General features: G+C 43.2%; 16 protein-coding genes. 4 read left to right on the forward strand and 12 right to left on the reverse strand.

The window, feature by feature from the left end:
• Positions 1–199 precede the first annotated feature (199 nt).
• The 8 genes from hemE to hemA form a co-directional block, all read right to left on the reverse strand.
• Complete coding sequence (hemE, locus tag FW774_RS15570) at positions 200–1,270, reverse strand: uroporphyrinogen decarboxylase (RefSeq protein ID WP_149349135.1); 1,071 nt, start codon at positions 1,268–1,270, stop codon at positions 200–202.
• Positions 1,267–1,779 (reverse strand): hypothetical protein, encoded by a 513-nt coding sequence (locus tag FW774_RS15575; RefSeq protein ID WP_149349136.1) that lies wholly within the window; start codon positions 1,777–1,779, stop codon positions 1,267–1,269. Before FW774_RS15575 ends, hemE begins: the two co-directional genes overlap by 4 nt.
• Before the next feature lie 12 nt (positions 1,780–1,791).
• Entirely contained in the window at positions 1,792–2,496 is a 705-nt protein-coding gene (locus tag FW774_RS15580; RefSeq protein ID WP_149349137.1) for a response regulator transcription factor, read from the reverse strand.
• On the reverse strand, positions 2,465–3,364 hold the full coding sequence (locus tag FW774_RS15585; RefSeq protein WP_149349138.1) for a sensor histidine kinase: 900 nt from the start codon (positions 3,362–3,364) through the stop codon (positions 2,465–2,467). The genes FW774_RS15580 and FW774_RS15585 overlap by 32 nt, the downstream gene beginning before the upstream one ends.
• Before the next feature lie 6 nt (positions 3,365–3,370).
• A complete protein-coding gene (hemL, locus tag FW774_RS15590) occupies positions 3,371–4,741 on the reverse strand; it encodes a glutamate-1-semialdehyde 2,1-aminomutase (RefSeq protein ID WP_149349139.1) in 1,371 nt (456 codons plus the stop codon).
• Positions 4,742–4,830: 89 nt separating this feature from the next.
• Positions 4,831–5,799, reverse strand: a complete 969-nt coding sequence (gene hemB / locus FW774_RS15595) for a porphobilinogen synthase (RefSeq protein ID WP_149349140.1) — start codon at positions 5,797–5,799, stop codon at positions 4,831–4,833.
• A 109-nt stretch (positions 5,800–5,908) separates the two neighbouring features.
• Positions 5,909–7,507, reverse strand: coding sequence for a hydroxymethylbilane synthase (gene hemC, locus FW774_RS15600; protein WP_149349141.1), 1,599 nt, complete (start codon positions 7,505–7,507; stop codon positions 5,909–5,911).
• Between the two features lie 293 nt (positions 7,508–7,800).
• Positions 7,801–9,027, reverse strand: coding sequence for a glutamyl-tRNA reductase (gene hemA, locus FW774_RS15605; RefSeq protein WP_149349142.1), 1,227 nt, complete (start codon positions 9,025–9,027; stop codon positions 7,801–7,803).
• A 233-nt stretch (positions 9,028–9,260) separates the two neighbouring features.
• On the opposite strand from hemA, the gene FW774_RS15610 reads away from it, so the two are divergent.
• A complete protein-coding gene (locus tag FW774_RS15610) occupies positions 9,261–9,725 on the forward strand; it encodes a MarR family winged helix-turn-helix transcriptional regulator (RefSeq protein WP_149349143.1) in 465 nt (154 codons plus the stop codon).
• Between the two features lie 51 nt (positions 9,726–9,776).
• Entirely contained in the window at positions 9,777–10,610 is an 834-nt protein-coding gene (locus tag FW774_RS15615; RefSeq protein ID WP_242457857.1) for an alpha/beta hydrolase family protein, read from the forward strand.
• 463 nt (positions 10,611–11,073) lie between these two features.
• Here FW774_RS15615 and FW774_RS15620 read toward each other — a convergent pair whose 3' ends face one another.
• The 3 genes from FW774_RS15620 to FW774_RS15630 form a co-directional block, all read right to left on the reverse strand.
• Positions 11,074–12,660 carry a RagB/SusD family nutrient uptake outer membrane protein gene (locus FW774_RS15620; protein ID WP_149349144.1) on the reverse strand — a complete coding sequence of 529 codons (1,587 nt, stop codon included), beginning with the start codon at positions 12,658–12,660 and terminating at the stop codon, positions 11,074–11,076.
• 12 nt (positions 12,661–12,672) lie between these two features.
• The gene (locus FW774_RS15625) at positions 12,673–16,104 is read right to left on the reverse strand and encodes a TonB-dependent receptor (protein ID WP_242457858.1); all 3,432 of its coding nucleotides are present in this window, start codon (positions 16,102–16,104) and stop codon (positions 12,673–12,675) included.
• 114 nt (positions 16,105–16,218) lie between these two features.
• On the reverse strand, positions 16,219–17,370 hold the full coding sequence (locus FW774_RS15630; RefSeq protein WP_149349145.1) for a FecR family protein: 1,152 nt from the start codon (positions 17,368–17,370) through the stop codon (positions 16,219–16,221).
• A gap of 289 nt (positions 17,371–17,659) precedes the next feature.
• Here FW774_RS15630 and FW774_RS15635 point away from each other — a divergent pair, with 289 nt between their 5' ends.
• Together FW774_RS15635 and FW774_RS15640 are read left to right on the forward strand one after the other, a co-directional pair.
• Positions 17,660–18,634, forward strand: a complete 975-nt coding sequence (locus tag FW774_RS15635) for an NAD-dependent epimerase/dehydratase family protein (protein ID WP_149349146.1) — start codon at positions 17,660–17,662, stop codon at positions 18,632–18,634.
• A gap of 16 nt (positions 18,635–18,650) precedes the next feature.
• Positions 18,651–19,943: an HAD-IB family phosphatase gene (locus FW774_RS15640; RefSeq protein ID WP_149349147.1), complete on the forward strand. Its 1,293-nt coding sequence runs from the start codon at positions 18,651–18,653 to the stop codon at positions 19,941–19,943.
• Positions 19,944–20,055: 112 nt separating this feature from the next.
• On the opposite strand, the gene FW774_RS15645 is transcribed toward FW774_RS15640, so the two are convergent.
• Complete coding sequence (locus FW774_RS15645) at positions 20,056–21,342, reverse strand: sensor histidine kinase (RefSeq protein WP_149349148.1); 1,287 nt, start codon at positions 21,340–21,342, stop codon at positions 20,056–20,058.
• Positions 21,343–21,613 lie beyond the last annotated feature (271 nt).

Consider the following 21,613-nt stretch of genomic DNA (forward strand, 5'->3'; position numbering starts at 1 on the left):
AATATACAAAATTTATTCAAGCTTTATAAAGAGTGCATTGAGATATGAGACGTGAGATTATTTTCCCCGAAGTCTCAGGATTTCGCTTCGCTCAAAATTGTTGTATTGTTACCTGTTATGAGTTACGTGTTACGGGCTTCATAACCCACAATAGGTAACACACTTCTACTTCCGGACTTTCCCGACTTTCGGACTATAATCAATACCTGAACTCTTTCACCACTTCAACCGCATATTTCACGTTATCGAACGGGATATCAGGCATGATTCCATGTCCCAGGTTAAAGATGAAGCCATTTTGTCCACGCATGCGCTCAAATAAACGGTGAATACGTTCTTTAATTACCTTCTTATCAGCGTATAAAATGTGCGGATCAAGATTTCCCTGCACGGCAATAGTCGCAGGTAGCTGTTTTTTAATGTTCAGCAAATCGGGGTTCCAGTCAATGGAGATTACATCGGGCTTAGCTTGCGCCATTAGCGGAGCGAACACGGAGCTGCCTTTACAAAAAGAAATTACAGGGATATCCTTCCGGTTCAGGTTAGCGATGATTCCGGTAATATAACGGTGCGAAAATTCCGCGTAATCGTCCCAGCTTAGCGCCTGCGCCCAGCTATCGAAGATCTGTATGGCATTTACACCGGCTTCAATCTGCATGTTCAAATAGCCGGCTGTGACTTTCGCGATTTTTGCCAGCAGGTTATGTGCCAATTCCGGCTCATTATGCAGCATGAGCTTGGTGAGTTTAAAGTCACGCGATGAGCCACCTTCTACCAGATAGCTCATCACGGTAAACGGTGCTCCGGCAAAACCGATAAGCGGAATGGAGCCATTTAAACGCTGTTGTATCACCTTAATAGCATCGGCTACATACTGTAACTTCCAGATTACTTCGGTATCTAAACGGTCAACATCAGCCTGTGTGCGAATTGGATTAGCGAATCTGGGCCCTACACCTTGCGTAAAGCTTAATTCTTCGCCCATCGCCTCGGCGGTAACCAGTATATCAGAAAATAATATAGCTGCGTCAATACCCAGTAAATCAACCGGCAGCATGGTTACATCGGCAGCTATTTCGGGTGTTTTACACATTTCAAGGAACGAATACCGGTTTTTAATATCCCAATACTCCTTCATAAAACGTCCCGCCTGACGCATCATCCATACCGGAGGCCGTTCTGTTGGCTTTGAAAATGCCGCCTGGATAAACAATGAGTTTGCTGTTGAGGTTAATTGGCCGGAAGCCGCATAAGTTTGTTGTTCGGTCACGATGCTGGTATTTCTTTTTCTATTTTTTGAATGATATGTTGTACCCGGGCACTGATTTTTAGTTCGCCGGCTTTCTGAATATAGGCTCTTACCCGCTCGTATTCTTTTCGCCGTAAGGCCAGGTTAGCTAACTGAACCAATATTAACGCTTTATCGTTCTGGTTACGTAATGGGAACCGGCTTGCAATCTGGAAATGACGTTCGGCGGTGTCGTATTCATCCCGTTTTAATGCGATACCGCCCAGCATAAACTCATAAAAACCACGCCGGTTACGACTTAGGCGGTCGGGATTTTGAATTTCTTTTAACAAGCTTTCCGCCTTATCGAAATCCTGCTGATGATAAGCTCTTGCCGCAAGCGCCACGGTTCCCTGCCTGTAATGGCTCCACGCCAGAAATAACATGGCGAGCGCTACTACCGCCGAAAGCTCGTAAGCCTGCTGGTATAGCGTAAGTAAAAGAACGAGTATCGCTACGGCGAAAACGATATACCGGATCTTCCGGGTCATTTAATGTTGCAGTTAGTGATTATCGGTGAACTTATACCCTACACCCCGGATAGAATGGAAATAGACCGGGTTTTTCTGATCGGGCTCAAAATACTTCCGGAAAGTAAGTATAAAGTTATCAATAGTACGTGTTGACGGATAAACATCATAATTCCATACCGTTTCCAAAATCTGCTCCCGCGATACGGCTTCATTTCTACGCTCAATAAGCAGCTTTAGCAGCATGGTTTCCTTTTTAGTGAGCGGAGTAATGGTTCCATCATCGTTTTTAAGCTCGAACGAGTTGAAATAAATGGTCTTATCACCGATACGGTATGAGTTAAGCTCTTTCAATTCATCGCCTTTCAGGCTGCGTTTCACCAGGTTGTTTACCCGCAAAATGAGCTCTTCGAGGTTAAACGGTTTGGTGAGGTAATCGTCGGCCCCTTTTTTCAGGCCGGTAACCCGGTCTTCACTGGTATTTTTGGCCGTGAGGAACATAATGGGTACTTCAGAATTTTCAAGCCTGATAGTTTCGGCTACCTGGAAGCCATCAATTTCGGGCAACATTACATCCAGGATAACAAGGTTAAAACGTTCTTCCTTGAAAATCCGTAATGCTTTTTTACCATCGGTGGCGGTTGATACCTTGTAACCCTCGAGCTCGAGGTTAAGCTTTATGGCTTCGAGCAAATGCTCTTCATCTTCAACCAGTAGTATGCGTTGTTTTGCTGACATTGGTATTAAAAATTACTTCAAAAATAGTCCCGGTAGGACGGTTATTTTTCACTTTAATTTGTGCCTGATGATTATTAAGCACCTGCTTTACAATGAATAAGCCCAGACCTGTGCCTTTTGTTTTACGGGTATTTTCACTACCAACCCGGTAAAACTTATCAAATATGCGAAGTTTTTCGTCATCATTTATCCCAATACCCTGGTCTGCCACTTCTAATATGACGTTGTCATTACTTTTATAGAGCTTTACTTCAATTTGCGCACATGGCGGCGAATATTTTACCGCATTTTCGATCAGGTTGGTCACCACCGACGTTAACGCGAACTTATCGCCGCAGAGCATAATGCCAGGTTCTACCTTAGATTTAATGGTTTGGGTATTGCAGGTATGCACCTGCAAGCGTTCGGAAACCCGTTCAACCATCTCCGAAAAATTAAAATTTTCTTTGGGAAAGGTGTATGATTTGTTTTCAATTTTTGACGCGATCAGCATATTTTCCACCAAATCGTCCAGTCGTTCAATATCCTTTAATGAATTGGTTAAAAAACCTTTGCGTTGCGATTCGTCCAGATCACGTTTCAGGATGGTTTGAAGGTATAATTTAATGGATGCCAGCGGCGATTTCAGTTCGTGTGTTACTGATAATAAAAAATTGCGCTGCTGCTGATGCAGTTTACGCTCTTTACGCAGGGCTTTTTGCAGTTGATAGGCACCTATAAAAAACAGGAATAAAAAGACCGCTCCTTCGCCCAATATCATTCCCGTTCTGTCGGGACGTACTTTAATGATCAGGTAACCCCACCAAACAAGCTCGGCAAGCGCATAGCATATCAGGAAGTAAAATATAAGCAATGGTTTACGCGTCATGGCCGGTTATTTTGTTCTGAAAACAATATCCAGACTATCAAAGATAGCACGTTTTGCCTTTTCAAGCTCTACTTTTGTGTGAGCGGCTGAAACAAAACCTACTTCATAACCCGAAGGTCCCATGTAAATACCGCGGTTCAGCAATTCACGATGCAGTATTTTGAATTTCTCCATGCTTTGCGGGTCGATATCGGCGGCAGCACGAATATCTTTATCGGTAAAGGCGAACCAGAAAACAGAACCTACAGAAAATACCCTGAACTTATAATTGCGGGCACTGGCAAAACGCTGCAAGGCTTCTACAAATTCTTCGGTTTTTTTATTTAAATCTTTGTAGAAGCCTGATTTCGCCAGCTCGGTTAGCTGGGCAATTCCGGCAGCCATGGCTACCGGGTTTCCGGATAACGTACCAGCCTGGTAAACAGAGCCGTCGGGTGAAATATGACCCATAATTTCTGCGGAAGCGCCATAAGCGCCAACCGGAAGGCCCCCCCCGATGATTTTACCGTAGGTAATAATATCGGGCTGAATTTCATAGTGTTTTGCCGCACCTTCAAAGCCCAGGCGGAAGCCGGTGATAACTTCATCAAAAATCAGCAACGAACCATGTTGCGTAGTAATATCACGCAGGAATTGGATAAATTCCTTATCCTGTACCAGCAAACCGTTATTTGCGGGAACACCTTCTATAATGACGGCCGCTATCTGGTCTTTAAACTGGCTGAAAGCTTCTTCTACGGCTTCGCGATTGTTTAACGGAACTACAATAGTTTCGGCGGCAAAAGATTGCGGTACACCTGCCGAAGATGTTTCGCCAAAGGTTACCAGACCCGAACCGGCTTTTACCAATAATGAATCAACATGCCCGTGATAGCAGCCTTCAAATTTCAGGATCTTATCGCGTTTGGTATAGCCGCGTGCCAACCGTATGGCCGACATTACGGCCTCAGTTCCCGAACTTACAAAACGTATTTTTTCAATCAGCTTGTTGTGCTGAAGGATAAGCTCGGCAAGCTCATTTTCCAACGCTGTAGGAGCGCCGAAGCTCATGCCGTTTTGCATTACCTCGGTAACTTTTTCGCGTATTTTTGGATGGTTATGACCTAAGATCAGTGGGCCCCAGGAGCAACAAAAATCAATAAACTGGTTATCGTCGGCATCCCAGATAAAGCAGCCGTCGCCTTTTTTGATAAACAGCGGCGTGCCGTAAACGGATTTAAATGCCCTTACCGGCGAATTTACACCGCCCGGGAAATAGCGTTTGGCTTTCTCATACAATTCTGCTGATTTCTCCCTGCTGATATCCGGTTTTGAGGTAGTTGAAACCGGCATTTCTTCATCGGATCCTGAAAAGATTTTTTTGATTGAGTCTAACATGTTTTGAAAGGTAAAAGGTAAAAGGTGTAGGGTTTAAGGTGTGTACTGTCTAAAGCCTTACACCTTTTACCTTACACCTTACACCTCTCTTAAAGCCATTTATTTTCTAAAATATCTTTAATATGATAGGTTGTGATAATACTTGCTCCGGCACGGGCAAAGGCGTACATGGTTTCCATTACTACTTTTTGCTCGTCAATCCAGCCTTTTTGTGCGGCGGCTTTAATCATAGAATACTCGCCCGATACGTTATAACATGCAACAGGCAGGCTGGTATGTTGTTTCAGGTCGCGGATAATATCCAGGTAAGCCAATCCCGGTTTTACCATCAGCACGTCGGCGCCTTCCTGCTCATCAAGCAGGGCCTCGCGTAACGCTTCGCGGCTGTTCCTGAAATCCATCTGGTAAGCCTTACGGTCGCCTTTATTCGGTGCACAATCCGCCGCTTCCCTGAACGGGCCGTAATACGAAGACGCGAATTTGGTAGCGTGCGACATGATAGCTGTATTGGTAAATCCGTTCGCCTCAAGCGTATTGCGTATGGCCAGTATACGACCATCCATCATATCTGACGGGGCCAGCATATCAGCGCCAGCTTGCGCATGGGTAAGCGCCATTTTAGCAATCAGTTCAACCGTAGCGTCATTCTGCACGTAATCATCATGTAAAATGCCGCAATGTCCGTGGGTGGTGTATGAGCATACGCATACATCGGTTACAATGTATAAGTCATCACCAAACTGCTTTTTCAACTCCCGAACCGTTACCGGAACCAGCGAAGCATCGTTATAAGCCGAGTGCGCATCATCGCTTTTTTCATCGCCAACGCCAAACAGCATAATTTTATTCAACCCTGTTTTTAATCCTTTTTCTATATCCTTAAGTAAGGTATCGGTAGAAAAATGATTAACGCCGGGCATAGCGTCTATAGCATGCACCACGTTTTTTCCCGGCACTACAAAATAGGGATAAACGAACATATCTTTAGTCAGGCGGGTTTCGGCCACCATCTCACGCACCAGCGGCGTTTTTCTTAATCTTCGGGGTCTTGCTAACATGGTTATTTCTCTAAGCTGAATTTTGGATAAAGCCTCGGGGCCTATACCCGTGACAAAAGTACCCAATGAGCGTATTATTCAGGTCAGGTTGTTGTCAGTTAGGTTAATTTTACAATCCAAATACAGCTTCTGCCAAACCAATTTCGTCGGGCGAGTACGGTAATTTGTAAGGCACGCCCATTTCTTCAAATTTACCGGCGGTTGATTTGCCTATGCAAATTACTTTTTGCTCAGGCTCTAACAGGTTATCTGCAAAGTAAGCGTCAACGTTAGAGGGACTGGTGAAAATAAGTACTTCGGCAAACGATTTTTCTACTACCGGTTCGGTTACTGTTTCGTAAACCGGTAAATCTATAATTTTAGTATCGGCAGACATGGCTTTCTGCACTGTACGCAATGAATCTTTTGCGCCTGGAAACAGCACGGTACTGCCACCTGCTATTTTGTTAAATTCAATGGCTATATCGGCTGTATCAATACCTTCTTCCTCACCGTTAAAATCAGGAACAATACCAAAACTACGCAGCATATCTTCAGAGCCCCGACCTAATACGCCATATTTGGTACGTTTTGAAAGCTCGGGTTTTAAAGCCATGAAATATTCTATAGCATTTTTACTGCTGAAGAATATCCAATCTACACTGCGTAAGATGTAAGGATCGAGCTTGTGTATCATGGGTAGGGTACGTATCAGCGACCGGGCATCAATTTCAACCTGGTGCTTTTGCAGGGCTTTACGCAAGTAGCTGTTTTCAGAAAGATCGCGGGTGATAAATACGCTGGCCGGCAGTCTGCGTTCGGGCGAAAACCTGGCAACAATGGCCTCTGCAAGTCCATCAGTAGTTTCGGATTCGATAAAAAGACGGTCGGGAAAATCTTCATCATCTTCGGCTTTGGCTGTCCAAACCTGGAATTTCCCTTCATCTTTTCGGCAATAGCATCCTAATGGCATGTGGCAACCGCCTTCAAAAAGTTCCAGCACTTTACGTTCAACGGCAATCTGTTCGGCCACGTCCGGATTATGTATGCTTTGCAGGGCCTGGTAAAGTTCTTTATCGCTTTCGCGGATTTGTATCGCCAACGCTCCTTGTGCCGGGGCCGGAATAAACTCCATCGGCTCCAGTTCTTCCACATGAAATTCGGATAGATCTATTCCCAGGCGGTGTACCCCGGCTTTTGCCAGGATGATGGCATCAAAATCTTCATTCCGTAATTTCTGAATGCGTGTCGGGACATTTCCACGTAAGTCATCCACTTCCAGATCGGGGCGAACCGCCAGCAATTGTGACTTACGGCGATTGGACGATGTGCCCACCATAGCGCCATATTTCAGCGAAAGCTTTTGCTGAATGTCTACGCAATCTTTTAATATCAGTAAAAGCTCTGATGGTTCTTCGCGTTGGGGGACGGCCGCGATAATTAATCCCGGAGGATTTTCGGTTGGCAAATCTTTGTGTGAGTGTACCGCCATATCGATGCTGCCGGCAAGCAGCTCTTCCTCTAACTCCTTCGTGAAAAAACCTTTGCCTTCCAGCTTGTCTAAACGCAGGTTGAGGATGTTATCGCCCTGCGTTTTAATAATTTTTAAGGTAGATTCAATGCCAGCCTCCGCTAACCTGTCTTTTACATAATTGGCTTGCCATAACGCCAGCTCACTCCCTCGTGTACCAATGGTAACAATAGCTTTTTTGTGGTTATCTGTGCTCACTATAGATAGATTTGCAATACTGATACTGAAAAGCCCGAATTTAGTAAGACTTTTTGAGAATTCATTATGGATTTATAAGTGTTGGCATATAGTTCATGGTTTATATAGCTTATAGTCCGAAAGTTGGGAAGACCGAAAGACCGAATGTAAGCCTTAATAATGGACAGATGACAATGGACAGGTGACAATGTGGATAATATTTTTAGAGACAAGAGCATACGGAATATGACAAGGAACAGAAATTACTCCCTCCCTTTGGGAGGGTCGGGGTGGGCTTTCTCACTACTATAAAATCAGCAATTATTTACCAGGATATCTTTAGCCATAACCATGGGTACACTGATGTATTTTTTCTCCATGTAGGCTAATACTTTTTCAAGCACTTCGCGTGAGTTGGGGTCAAGTCCGCTTACCTCATTGGCAAAAACTGCCGTAAGCGCCGTATTGCGGATCTCTTTGATCTTTAACGGTACTTCACGCATGGCAAGCTCAACGCGACGCTGCCTTAATTCGGGCATAAATTCGGCAATATTACGCTCAATAATGCGCTCGGCATGAACAAGCTCCTGGTAACGGTCTTGCAGGTTTTGGTTGGCAATGTCCTGCAGGCTATTTATTTCGATATAGTGGACAGGATTGTTTACTATAACGTCTTCGCTGATATCGCCAGGCACGGCCAGATCTACAATCACTTTGGTACCGGTTTCGCCGTTAAGCAATGATTGGTAAATGTCATTGGTAACAATGGGCTCGGTAGCACCGGTACAGGTTATCAATATATCAAAGCCCTTTTTGTATTCCGAAAGCTGATCCAGGCTGTGAGCTTCACCGTTCAGGTCGGCAGCCATTTCACGGGCACGGTCGAGCGTTCTGTTAAATATCGAAAAATTGGAATATTTATGTTTCTGGAGGTATTTTGAGAGGTTACGGTTGGTTTCGCCTGCGCCGATGATCAGGATGCGGGCATTGGCGCACATTTTTAGATCGCGTAGCTTACGGTATGCTAACGAAACGATAGAAATGGGCTTTTTTGAGATGTTCGTGTTGGTATATACCTCTTTGGCGGTTTTGACCACCCTGTTCATTACCATACGCAGGTAATCGCCGGTAAAGCCAACTTCTTTGCAGCATTCATAGGCTTTACGTACCTGTGCCAGTATTTCTTTTTCGCCTACGATCAGGCTTTCGAGCGAGCAGGATATACGCAGCAAATGATTAAGCGCCTCCAAATCCTGGTACAGCGATACCTGTTCAGAAAAGCTGTCTAACTGATCTTCGGGCACACAGAAATTAAGCGTACGAATGAAATCCTTTACAAAAGCGGGAGAAATGTCTCCGTCATAACAGAAAACAAATTCTACGCGGTTGCACGTACCTACATAAAAAATCTCAGGGATATGGAACGTATCTTTAAGTCTTCTTAACCTGTCTTCAAGAGTTTCGTTGCAAATCACAAACTTCCCCAAATCTTTTAACTCGATTTTCTTGTGCGTAAAGGCTATAACTTTTAAAGATTTCAACGCTTATTACTGTTTCTAAAAAACCGAACAAATGTAGCTAATATGCCATAGGGGCACTGTCACCTCTTTGTAAAACACAACAATTTAGAATGCATATAAATAATCAACCGCCAGAAAAGTTATTAAATACTAAATTAAAATTCAAACAATTAATTTATTATTTATCCTATAAAATTATCACTATATTCTTTTTATGAATAATTTTAAGCATCTTTAAGCCCCATTTCACAATAATGAACAGTAAAGAGCAGATTAAACAGCGTTTCCCGTTTGCCACCATTGACGAGGTACCGGGTTTTTTGGTTTGGCAAAGTTCCATGTGCTGGTTACGAATAATTAACCAGGCACTACAAAAACAACAACTAACTTATACTCAATTTGTTGTGCTGCTTGTAACGTCCTGGTTAAATCACCATAACGAAAAAACGTATCAGCATCATGTAGCAAAAACAGCCCGTATAGATCGTATGATGACTTCACGGATAATGAATAGCCTGGAGCAAAAAAAATACATTAAACGTGTAAAGCAATCAAACGATGCCCGCACGAACCAGGTATTTGTTACGGAAACCGGCTCGGAAGCACTTACGCAGGCCATGCGGATTAATCATGAAATGGAACAAGACTTTTTTAAGCCAACAACTGCAATAGGAAAGGATTTTGTGAATTATATGCAGACATTATTGCCCGAATGCTAACTTATATCCGGGCTTTACGTATTAAGGCCTGAGAGATTTTTATTGCGCTTTATGTCTTCGATTGTTACTCGTGATTTTGTTATTAGTGGCGCCAATAACCGGCCTGTTAGTATGGATATTACCATACCGGCTGAGACCAATGTTAAAAACCTGGTTTTGTTTGCGCATGGGTTTAAAGGTTTTAAAGATTGGGGAACGCATAACATGGTTGCCCGTTATTTCGCGTCCAGGGAGCTGCCGTTTCTGAAGTTCAATTTCTCGCACAACGGTACTACGCCGCAACAATTGTGTGACTTTGCAGACCTCGAGGCCTTTGGTGAAAATACTTTTAGCAAGGAACTATATGATATCAATTGTGTGATTGATTTCTGCCTTAGCGGCGAAGAGTTTGCCCGGCCGGAGCAGCTTTTCCTGATAGGGCATAGTGTGGGCGGAGGCATCAGTATTATCCAGGCCGCGGAGGATAAGCGAATCAGCAAGCTGGTTACCTGGGCTTCGGTAAATAATTTTAATACTATCCTGAAAAATATCAATGCGCATTTATGGCGCAGCAATGGAGTTGTATATGTAGAAAATAGTCGCACGGGACAACAAATGCCGCTTGGTATTGACTTATTGGAAGATCTGGAAGCTAATGAAGACAGACTATCTATTAGCCGGGCCGCGGCGGCCGTTAAGTGTCCCTGGCTTATTATTCATGGTGATGCCGACGAAACCGTGCCGCTGGCCGCTGCCTTCGACCTGCATCTGGATAGAAAAAATAATCTTGTTATCATCCCCAGGGGAAATCATACGTTTGGTGCATCGCATCCTTATACAGAAGCCACTTTGCCTACCCTCCTGAAAAATGTTTGCGACAAAACGATTGCGTTTCTGAAGCTGTAGTAAAGCCTCACTCCGGCCCTCCCCAAAGGGGAAGGAGGAAGACTGTACTATTCGTCTTGTCTCTGTGTTCTTATCTCTAAAAATACTATCTGCCGTGAACTATGGATACAGACCTGTTTGCGCTCGTTTGCAAAACGAGTGCATAAATCTCCGGCGTTTGCAACGCCGATAATAGCGACTTTTGATTGCTTTAAGCGACATTACGGCGTTGCAAACGCTGTTTTATAGTATCCCGATTGCAAATCAGGACGAGCCTGCGCCTTAACCCTAACTTACGTTACATTAGTGCTTTTAGCTCTAAAAACGTAAAACTTCTTGTATCTTGCATCTTTGTTCTTATTCCTCTCTTAACTTCAGGATCTAAAAAACCGGAGAGTGTTTTTTCTCCCCGGTCATTATGTCTCCAAATCAACTATGGGTATAGATTTAGTTGGGACAGTGTTTTTATATTAAGCTAAAATTGTCAATAGTTAAGGTTTTGCGACAGGTTTGGATTTACATCCCGCTGTGTCTGGGGCACCGGCCACCAGTAATCCCGTGCAGGATTAAATGTACGGGTTACAATAGGCAGGTTTTGCGAATTGTAGATGTACCCGGGTAATACGGTCTCCGCAATTTTCCACCGACGGATATCATTGTAATAAAATCCTTCCATAGCAAATTCAATGCGCCTTTCATGCCGGATAATTTCACGCATTTCTGCTTTGGTTTTTCCGGGTGGAATTTCGTAGGGATTTAATCCTGCACGCTGCCGCACCTTATTAACCGCACTATAGATGGTTACCGCGTTTACATCAGCCTGTGGCGCAGCTAACACCTCGTTTTGTGCTTCAGCGTACATTAACAGCACATCGGCATACCGTATAACCATGAAGTTGGTTTCAGATTTGCCTTCAACAATAATGGGATTGGGATTAGGCTCTTTATCATTCAGTGTGTATTTTTTTACACCGTAGCCGGTGATCTTAAACGGGTCTGTGGTGGTGGTTACGGCTCCCAGATATGTATCTCCGGGATAAACAATCGTCTGGTACATCCGTGGGTCGCGGTTATCGTAGGGTTTTGACGCATTATATAAGGGCGATTGCGAAGTCGGCAAGCCATCTTTCATATCATAAGCATCAATCATAGCGTGCAGGGGCGCATTGCTGTTAAATGAACCTACTACAACGTCAAACGAATTTCCTAATCCGTTTGCAACTACCGAAAACTGTACATCAAATATCGATTCAGAGCTATTCTCATTAGCGGGCAAAAACAGGCTTCTGTAATTAGGAAATAAAGCGTAGCCGGTGCCGGGCAGCTCTATTACAGCCCTGGCTGCGTTTGCAGCAGCACTCCATTTGCTTACGTCATTTGAAGGATTGTTTAATGGACTGGCTTCAAAAAGCAGTACCCTTGCTTTTAGTGCCAATGCGGCGCCCTTGGTTGCCCGGCCAACATCGGCTCCCGAATACTTTAAGGGCAATACAGCAGCAGCCTCGTCAAGATCCTTCAGTATCTGGGTAACGACTTCTTCGCGGGTATTACGTGGCAGATCAGCTTGTGCATCAAAATTGGGGGCATCTAAAATTAAGGGGACGCCGCCATAATACATCTCCAGCATGGTATAATACAGGGCCCGTAAAAATTTAGCTTCGGCTTTCATCCTGTCCTTTAAAGCGTCTGTTGATATAGGTGCGGCATCTATGCGTTGTAACAGCGTGTTACAGCGTCCTATACCTTTATAGCAATCCTGCCAGCGTAAAACAATAATTCCGCCCGATGAAGCATTGTGTGTGCCTAAAGCAATTACATTGAAGCCACCGCGATTACCTGAATTGTAAGCGTTTGGAGTAACTGTTTCTTCGAGCAGAGGTGTTGCAGCCCCAAACAGTCCTTCGGCCATCAGTGCGTTATAACATCCTGATAATGCGGCCATCGCATTTTTTTCTGTTGTCCAGTAGGTTGCTTCTGTATACCTGTCGTTGGGTTGTGTATCTAATTCAGATTCAGAGCAGCCAACAATCAGCAGCGTGCCTATGATATATAATATTGATAACTTTTTCATTGTTCTTATCTTTTAGAAAGTTGCATTTATCCCGAAACTGTATGTTTTTAGTGTAGGGTATTCATAAAAGCTGTCGCCTGTAACATCCTTTTCGGGGTCAAAATCTTTGTATTTACTGAAGGTTACCAGGTTTTCACCGTTAACAAAAAGCGATATATTTTTCATCGATATTTTAGACAGCCATTTTGTGGGAAGATCATATTTAAGCTGGATATTTTTAAGCCTCAGGTATGAGCCCTTCTTTAACCAGAAGGTAGAAGGCTGAAAATTCTCTGTGGCATCTGTAGCAACGGTGAGTATAGGTAACCTGGCGTTGGGGTTTTGGGGAGTCCAGGCATCGGTAGCCCATTCTTTTGTAACACCCGCCCCGTTATTAAACGGCACAGCCCAGTTTAATGTTGGATATAGATCTATACCCTGCACTCCCTGAAAGAATGTGGACAGGCTGAAACGTTTATAACCCACATTAAGGTTAAATGAGTAATTGTATTTAGGGCTTGATATGCCGGTAATTATCCTGTCATTCGCATCAATTTTTCCATCGGGGACACCATCCGGGCCGCTTAGATCCGCATACTTAAGATAGCCTGGTCTTACACCGGCCCCAAGGTTGGGACTTGAATTTATTTCTTCCTGGTTTTGATATATTCCGATGGCCTTATACAAATAATATGAATCTATCGGGTAGCCTTCCTGTGTGATTCTGCGTGTAGATATTATTTTTTCTCCATGCAGATCAATTACCTTATTATTAACGTGGCTGATATTTCCTGCAAGCTCATAGCTGAACTGGTTTATTTTATTACGATAGATCAGGCTTATTTCATAACCTGTGTTATCTACTGTACCGATATTTTTGGTTGGGCCTGCAAGTCCGCCTACCTGGTTGGGTATTTTAACGGTTCGTATAATGTCGGATGTCCGTCTCTTGAAAACATCAAATACCACACCCAACCTGTTTTTAAACACATCTATATCCAGACCGGCATTATACGTGGTGGTGGTTTCCCAGGTAATGTTCGGATCGTTATAGGCCGCAATTGCTGCACCGGACGATATGTTATTGGCAAACGTATAGTCGTAACCGAGATTAACGGTGTTTAAGTAACTATACAGGTTTACTGCGTCCTGGTTTCCCATTTTGCCCCATGAGCCACGGAGCTTTAAGAGATCGATAAATGTCAGATCCTTCAGGAAGTTTTCCTTATCGAGCCTCCAGGCTGCAGATACGGCGGGGAAAAAGCCCCATCTTTTGTTCCTGGCAAAACGTGATGATCCGTCGTATCTGAACGTTCCTTCTAACAGATATTTATCTGCAAACCCATAATTCAGCCTGCCCAGGTAAGACATAATGATATTTTTGGTGATCTGGCCCGTTACCGAAGGCAGCGTGGAACCGGCATTTAAGTCGGTAAGCTCGTTATCGAAATATCCTTCAATGTGGCCGGAGAAATTAATCGTGTTAAAATTGTTATAGCTTGTACCAACCATTGCACTGAGGCTATGCTTTTTTGCAAAAGTTTTATCCCAGGTTAATGTTTGGTAGAATGATTGGTTTAAATAATTCTCATCGGCATTATTTGATGCAGGGTGTGTATTGTAATTATTGGGTGCTCCGGTTATAGGGTGGTAGGAAACCAGGTATGGTTCAAAGCTCTTTCTGAAAGCATCTTCCTTGTCCACACCATAGTTCAGGTTATATTTCAGGTTAAACGGCAGCTCATAAGTTGCTTCTATTTTTGCCAGTATACTTTGTCCGGCATAGGTATTACTGCCTTCTTTTATGAGCATTAAAGGGTTTTCAATGGTATTTCTTTTGGGAGTTACAAATACAACGTTAGCATATTTACCATCGGCCGTATATGTGCCGAAGATCGGCAGTGCACGGGTAAGACGGTTAAAATAATAATTGGTGGCATTGGCTCCGCCGAAAGCCGGTTGGCTGAATGTTTTGTAATTGCCAATAATGCTGGTTCCAATTTTTAGCTTCGGGGTTACATTTGCCGAGATATTGGCATTCAAGGTGTACCGGTTGGCGTGGTTAGCCTGGATCAATATACCGTCCTGGTCCATGTATCCCAGACCAATATTGTAAAGCACAGCATCGCTTCCGCCCGAAAATCGTACATTATGTTGCTGAATGTAGCCGGTTTTTAAAATAATATCAAACCAATTGTTCTGTGGATAGGTGAGCGGATCGGTGGCCATTCCGTTACGATATTCTTCTATCTGGGCCGGAGAATAATCTACCGCGGCGGGCGATCTTCCTTCGTTGATCAGCGCCTGATCTTTCATTTGCATATAAAGTATCGGATCCCAAACCACATCGGGTAACATGGTTGGGCTTTGCCTGCCATACGAATAACTGTAGTTGATATCGGTTTTGCCTTTACGGCCTTTTTTGGTGGTTATCAGAATTACCCCGTTAGCAGCCCTCGACCCGTATATTGCCGCAGAGGCATCTTTTAATACGGTGATGTTTTCAATAAAGGCTGGGTTTATAGCATTCAGATCATATTCAATACCATCTACCAATACCAATGGGTTGTTTTTACCGGCCTCGCCGATGGAGCCTATACCTCTTATGCGGATGGATGCTACATCTTGTCCTGGCTGGCTACCGGCCTGATTGATCCACATGCCCGAAACTCCATGCAACGCCTGACTGGCGTTGGTAATGGGCATATTTTCCTTGCTGCTCATTTTTAGGGTAGACACCGAGCCTGTTAAGGTTTCTTTTTTAGTAGTGCCGTAACCTAACACCACCACTTCGGTGAGCGCCTGCTTATCTTCTTTTAGAACTATTTGCAGGCTGCCTGATACATTATCTATAGTGATTTCGCGGGTAATAAAGCCCGTGTACGATACCTGCAGAACATCCGACTGATGTATATTTTTTATGCTGAATTTTCCATCCGCATTGGCAACAGTGCCCGTCTGGCTACCTTTTATACGTATAGTAGCGCCAGCCAGCGGTTGCCCTTTTTCATCGGTAACCTGGCCGGAAATGTCTATCCATACATTATCCTCTACGGTGTTAGAAAATATATCAGCCGCTTTTATAATAATGGTTTTGTTTGTTATTTTATAGGTAAACGGCTGGTCTTTAAAACATTGTTCCAGCACGTCTTCGATGCTGGCATTGTTAACGGAGATAGTAACGATTTTAGCATTCTTTACAAGATCTATAGGATAAACAAAATCATAACCGGTTTGTAGCTGGATATTCTTTAATACGTTTTTTAAGCTGGTGTTATTTTTTGATAAAGTAACTTTTTGAGCATAGGTAACAGCACTTACTTGTAAAAGAGCGCCTATTATCATCATCAGTGTAAGATTGGCCCTCATGACTATTTTTCGTTTTAATTCGGAATCCATTCCGGCAAAAAGCCGGTTAATATATTTCCTTATCGCACACGAATGGCGATTGTATAAGAATTTCATATATTTGTTTATTAGGGTTAATATTTGAATTAGATTATTGCCAAATAACTATTTTACCGGCCCTGATTGGCCAGAGGTGTACCACCACTTCTGGCTTTTTGGCCACTTTAAAGCTTATGTCATAACAATTACCCTCCTTCCCTGAATTTTAAAGTGAACATATCCTGTTGCTTCTAAAATATTGAGTACCTCAGAAAGGTTCTTAGAGCGTGAAACGGAGCCTCCGAATCGTGAAGCGGGAATGCCCTGGTATTCGATTTCAACATTATACCAGCGTGAGAGCATACGCATAATGCTTTGGATATCCGCATCAAAGAATTGTATTTTGCCGTTCTTCCATGCTATAGCATTGTCAATATCAGGGTCGTTAACAAGTCTGATGGCTGATAATGTGGTTTCTGCCTGCTCGCCTGGTTTAAGAACGATGGAATTAGCTGCATTTTTTATAGCTACCGACCCTTTAAGCAAGGTGGTTTTTACGGTGGCCTCGTTATTGTATGCCATGACGTTAAACTGTGTACCCAATACTTTAATTTCCTGATCTCTGCTAACTACCTTAAATGGCTTTGATGCATTATGGGCCACTTCAAAATAAGCCTCGCCTGTGATGCTTACTTTGCGTTCCTTACCAGTAAACGCAATGGGGAAATGAATTGACGATTCGGCATTTAACCAAACCCTTGTTCCATCAGAAAGATTAACCTGGTACTGGCCTCCCGCCGGGGTCTGGATGGTATTGTAGCCGTGCAGATTCTGGGGTTCCTTAGCAGAGGATGTCAGATCGTAAACCAGCTGCCCCCCGGCTTTTTTATATATTTTTATCCCGTTTTGATTAACAAGTTCATTATCGGGGCCATCGGACAGATTGATTTTGCGTCCGTTAGCCAGGATCAGGATCGCTTTATTTCCGCCCGGCGCTACATCGTTTGTACTTTTTGTTTTGGCAAACTGTTGTTGTGGGTTATGATTTATGATAAAATAACCTGCAAACGAAAGCGCTATTATCAGCATGGCGGCAACAGCTACCCGCCAGAAAATCATGCGTTTTATAATGGTTTTGGATTGAATGCCTTCTTTGGTTAGGATGGCTTCAAACAACCGTTCTTTGAGTTCATCGGGCGTTTCGTCAGAAATCTCCTCAAGCCTGGTATCATCAAAAGAGTGATACCAGGTGTTAAATTCTTCTTTTTCACTATTTGTTATAGTGCCTTCCTGCCATTTACGGGCAAGGTTATATATTTTTTGATGGATATCCTTGTTGGTCATAAAGAATAATTGGCCTTTAACTATAAGCCAATTGTTCTTATAAAATCCCTTAGTCCCCGGTTAAATTTTATGAATAATGTTTTTTGACTTTTTGGTCAGCCCCGGCCCGGGGCCATGGACGGGGCCTTCGGCCTGCCGTTCACAATTAGCAGAGATATGAAGTTTAAACAAAACTATTAAAGACTTTAAAGAGGAAAAAAGCTATGTACCTATGTGTTAAAAAACTCCGTTAGCGTCACAGAATATCCACCTTTAATTTTTACTTTTGAAAGCAATTTAAAAATCCCTGATGATATTAGTTACCGGTGCTACGGGCTTTTTAGGTTCAGAGCTTGTTAAACAGCTTACAGATCAAGGTAAAGCGGTTCGGGCATTGAAACGCCAGGACTCTGTTATTCCTGTTTTTTTACAAAATAACCCGGCTATAACATGGGCCGAAGCTGATATACTGGACTATTTTGCGTTGGAAGATGCGTTTGAAGGCATCTCGTACGTGTATCATTGCGCTGCTTTTATCTCGTTTAACCCGGCAGATAAGCGCAAGTTACACCATATCAATATTGAGGGGACGGCAAATGTAGTAAACCTGTGCTTGCAGAAAAACGTTGAAAAGCTGGTTCATGTGAGCTCGGTAGCAGCGGTTGGCAATGCAAAGCCCGGTAACCTGACCACCGAAAAAAACCACTGGGAATACGATGGCAAACAGCACGATTATGCCATTTCAAAATACGAAAGCGAGATGGAGGTATGGCGTGGCGTGGCCGAAGGATTAAATGCGGTCATCATTAATCCATCGCTTATTATTGGCGCTAATGCGGGAATATCCGGTAGCGGACAGCTATTTGACATGGTGCGTAAGGGGTTAAAATTTTATACCGAAGGCGGAACCGGCTTTGTAGATGTTACCGACGTTGCCCGTGCCATGATACAGCTGATGGAAAGCGACATACGACAGGAACGATTCCTGGTCAATGCCGAAAACAGAAGCTATCGCGATATTTTTTCATTAACCGCATCGCATTTCGGCTTGCAGCCACCAACCATTAAGCTACGTAAATGGATGCTGTCGCTGGCCTGGCGTGCCGCAAAATTAGTATCCCTGTTTAACAGGAAAGCGCCCGGCTTAACCAAATATACGGCTGCCAGCGCCCTGGTAAAACACTACTATTCCAACGAAAAGATCCGGCAGGCTATCGGAATAGAATTTAAGCCGGTTAATGTTTCGATACAAGAAATTTGTTCAAATTTGCAGACGATTTACTAAATCTATAATCCATACATTGAAGAACTATTATATCATTGATTTCGACAGCACCTTTACCCAGGTAGAGGCTTTAGATGAGCTGGCCCGGATATCATTAAAAAATCACCCTGAACGGGAAGCCATTTACCAGAAAATTGAAGATTTAACCAATGCCGCGATGGAAGGCCGCCTGTCGTTTCGCGAAAGCCTTACCGGTCGCGTATTGTTGCTCGAAGCTAACCGCGATCACCTGAAACAGCTGGTTAGCCGGCTGAAGAAAAAAGTATCCGCTTCGTTCTCACGCAACCGCACATTTTTCAGGAAATATGCCGATGAGGTGCTGATTGTTTCGGGTGGATTTAAAGAATTTATAACGCCTGTTGTTACCGCTTACGGCATCAAAAAAGAAAATATCTACGCCAATACGTTTGTGTTTAACGATGAAGGTAAGATTATAGGTTACGATGATAGCAATCCGCTTTCTGACGAGGGTGGAAAAGTAAAATTGCTGCAGCAGATGAACCTGACCGGTAATATCTACGGCATTGGCGACGGTCATTCTGATTTCCAGCTGAAGGAATCGGGATTGATCAAAAAGTTTTTTGCTTATACCGAAAATATAGAGCGTAAAACGGTTGCGGCTAAGGCCGATCACGTGGCTCCAAGCTTCGACGAGTTCTTATATGTCAATAACCTTCCACGGGCAATTTCATATCCTAAAAACCGCATTCTTTGCCTTGTTATTGGCGATGTGCCCGAAGAAAGTATCCAGCTGCTGAAAAAAGACGGCTTTTCTATCCGCCATAAAGCCACTTTTGAAGAAAAGTATGTGCCCGATGTTGGTATGATGTTGCTGGCTAATGGCGAAAAGCTGGAAGATGAAAAGTTACGGCGTGCCGTAAAGCTGAAAACCATCGGTTACCTGGGTAACAGTAAGCCCAATCTATCCAGGCAGCTATGTGTTGAAATGGGTATTGTGCTGTTTGACGATCCGAAAGAAAATCCCCGCAACCGGCAGTTCATACCTAAACGTGTAGCCGATTTTATCAACAAGGGCGATACGTACATGAGCGCAAACTTCCCGAATTTGCAGCTACCCAAAATCGCAAAAGCGCACCGGCTCATACACATCCATAAAAATGTTCCGGGCATTATGGCTAAAATTAACCAGGTTTTTGCGCAGAATCACATTAATATAGTAGGCCAGTTTTTAATGACCAACCCGGATATTGGTTATGCCATTACCGATATTAATTCTGAATACGATAAAAAGATCCTGAAAGAGCTTAAGCAAATTGAGCATACCATTAAATTCAGGATATTGTATTAGCCGGAGTCGCCTCAAAAAGTAATGTTTTGCCATTAAGGTGTTAAGGCACGAAAAGATAAAGCAGTAAAAAAGGCTATAACCTTGTGCCTTTGAAACTTTGTGGCATATCTTATTACTCCTTTCCAGGCAAAGAAATATAGAACGTAGTGCCAACGTTTGGCTGTGAAGTGAACCATATTTTCCCGTTTTGCCGTTCCATATATTCCCGGCATAGCATCAATCCCAGGCCGGTTCCCTGCTCCTTATTCGTGCCGGGTTTGCTGACAATATTTAGCGAGAATATGTCTTTCTGATCTTCTTCGGTTATACCGCTGCCATTATCTTCAATACTGATCAGGCAATTCTGGCTATCTTTTTCAGGCTGAGCCGTAATTTTTACTGTACCATGTGGCGGCGTAAATTTAAGAGCATTATAAATCAGGTTGCGGATAACCAGGTTGAGCATGTTTTCATCCGCGTAGACCGACAGATCATCCGGGATCGCAATTTGAAAAGCAATTTCTTTTTTTGCAGCTATCAGTGCCATGTGCCCTAACGTTGCCGAGATCTTATCCTTTAAATTGAAATAGCCAAGCTGCGGCGCCGTTCTTCCCAGCTGGTTTTGCGACCAGGCCAGCAAATTGTTCAGCAGCTCATGTGTACTTTTGGTCGATTCCAGCAGATCATGCTGAATAGCAGCCCTTTCTTCTGTACTAAGCTCTACCAGTGATAACGCCTCCAGGTACTGTTGTATATTGGCCAGCGGCGAACGCAGATCGTGAGAGATAATGGAAAAAAGTTTGTCTTTTTCTTTATTAATAGCTTCTAATATGACGGCTTTCTGCTCTATCTCTTTCCTCTGCCTGATATTGCTCTTTCTGATAGTAAGTGTTCCCCAAAAAATGATAAACACAACTACCATATAAGAGAACAACATATCAACAAAATAATCGCTGCGATTTGTGTAATTAAAAACTACCAGGTGCGGGAAATAATATTCCACACAAGCTAAGCCTGCTACTAAAACAACATTTAAAATTAACCAAACCGAGGTTTGCCTTAATGGTACTACCGTAATAGCAAAATATAATGTAATGGCCAGGTAAAGTATGCTCGGCCCCTTTATACCTGCGTTATAGAAATAATTAGCAGCAAGCAAAACACTGGTCACAAATATGGAGGCAAAAACGGCAATCTTAAAATATTTATTATTTCTGCCGATATAGTAGATAATGCTCTGTAAAATAAATACACCGCCCGAGATACCTAAAAGGCCCCATGATTGGATGTAGACGTTGATTAATGAAGCCAGCAGCGCTGCGCACACAGCAATAAGTGAGAAAGAATAAAAAATGCGCTTTTCAAGATCATTTTCAGCTGGTGTATTATCTTCAAGGTTGCCGGAAGAGTAATCGCTCATTCTATCTCTCTTATATATGTGTTTATCAAATAAAAATACTAAATAAAGAAAAAAGCCTGACTTTTAGTTTAATGATATGCTTTAACTGATATGCTATACCTGCCATATCGCTGTAATTTTAATAAAATCAGGCATTTACACCAGGCGGATAAGCATGATTTCAACAGGTTGCTGATCTTGTCGCTTAAAAAACACGATTGGTCTAAAAAAAACGTTGAACAGGCGCTAATTTATAACGGGATGAAAGTTTAGCTGTAACTTTATTCTCATT

The sequence above is a fragment of the Pedobacter sp. BS3 genome (genome assembly GCF_008274585.1).
Taxonomy (GTDB): Bacteria; Bacteroidota; Bacteroidia; order Sphingobacteriales; family Sphingobacteriaceae; genus Hufsiella_A.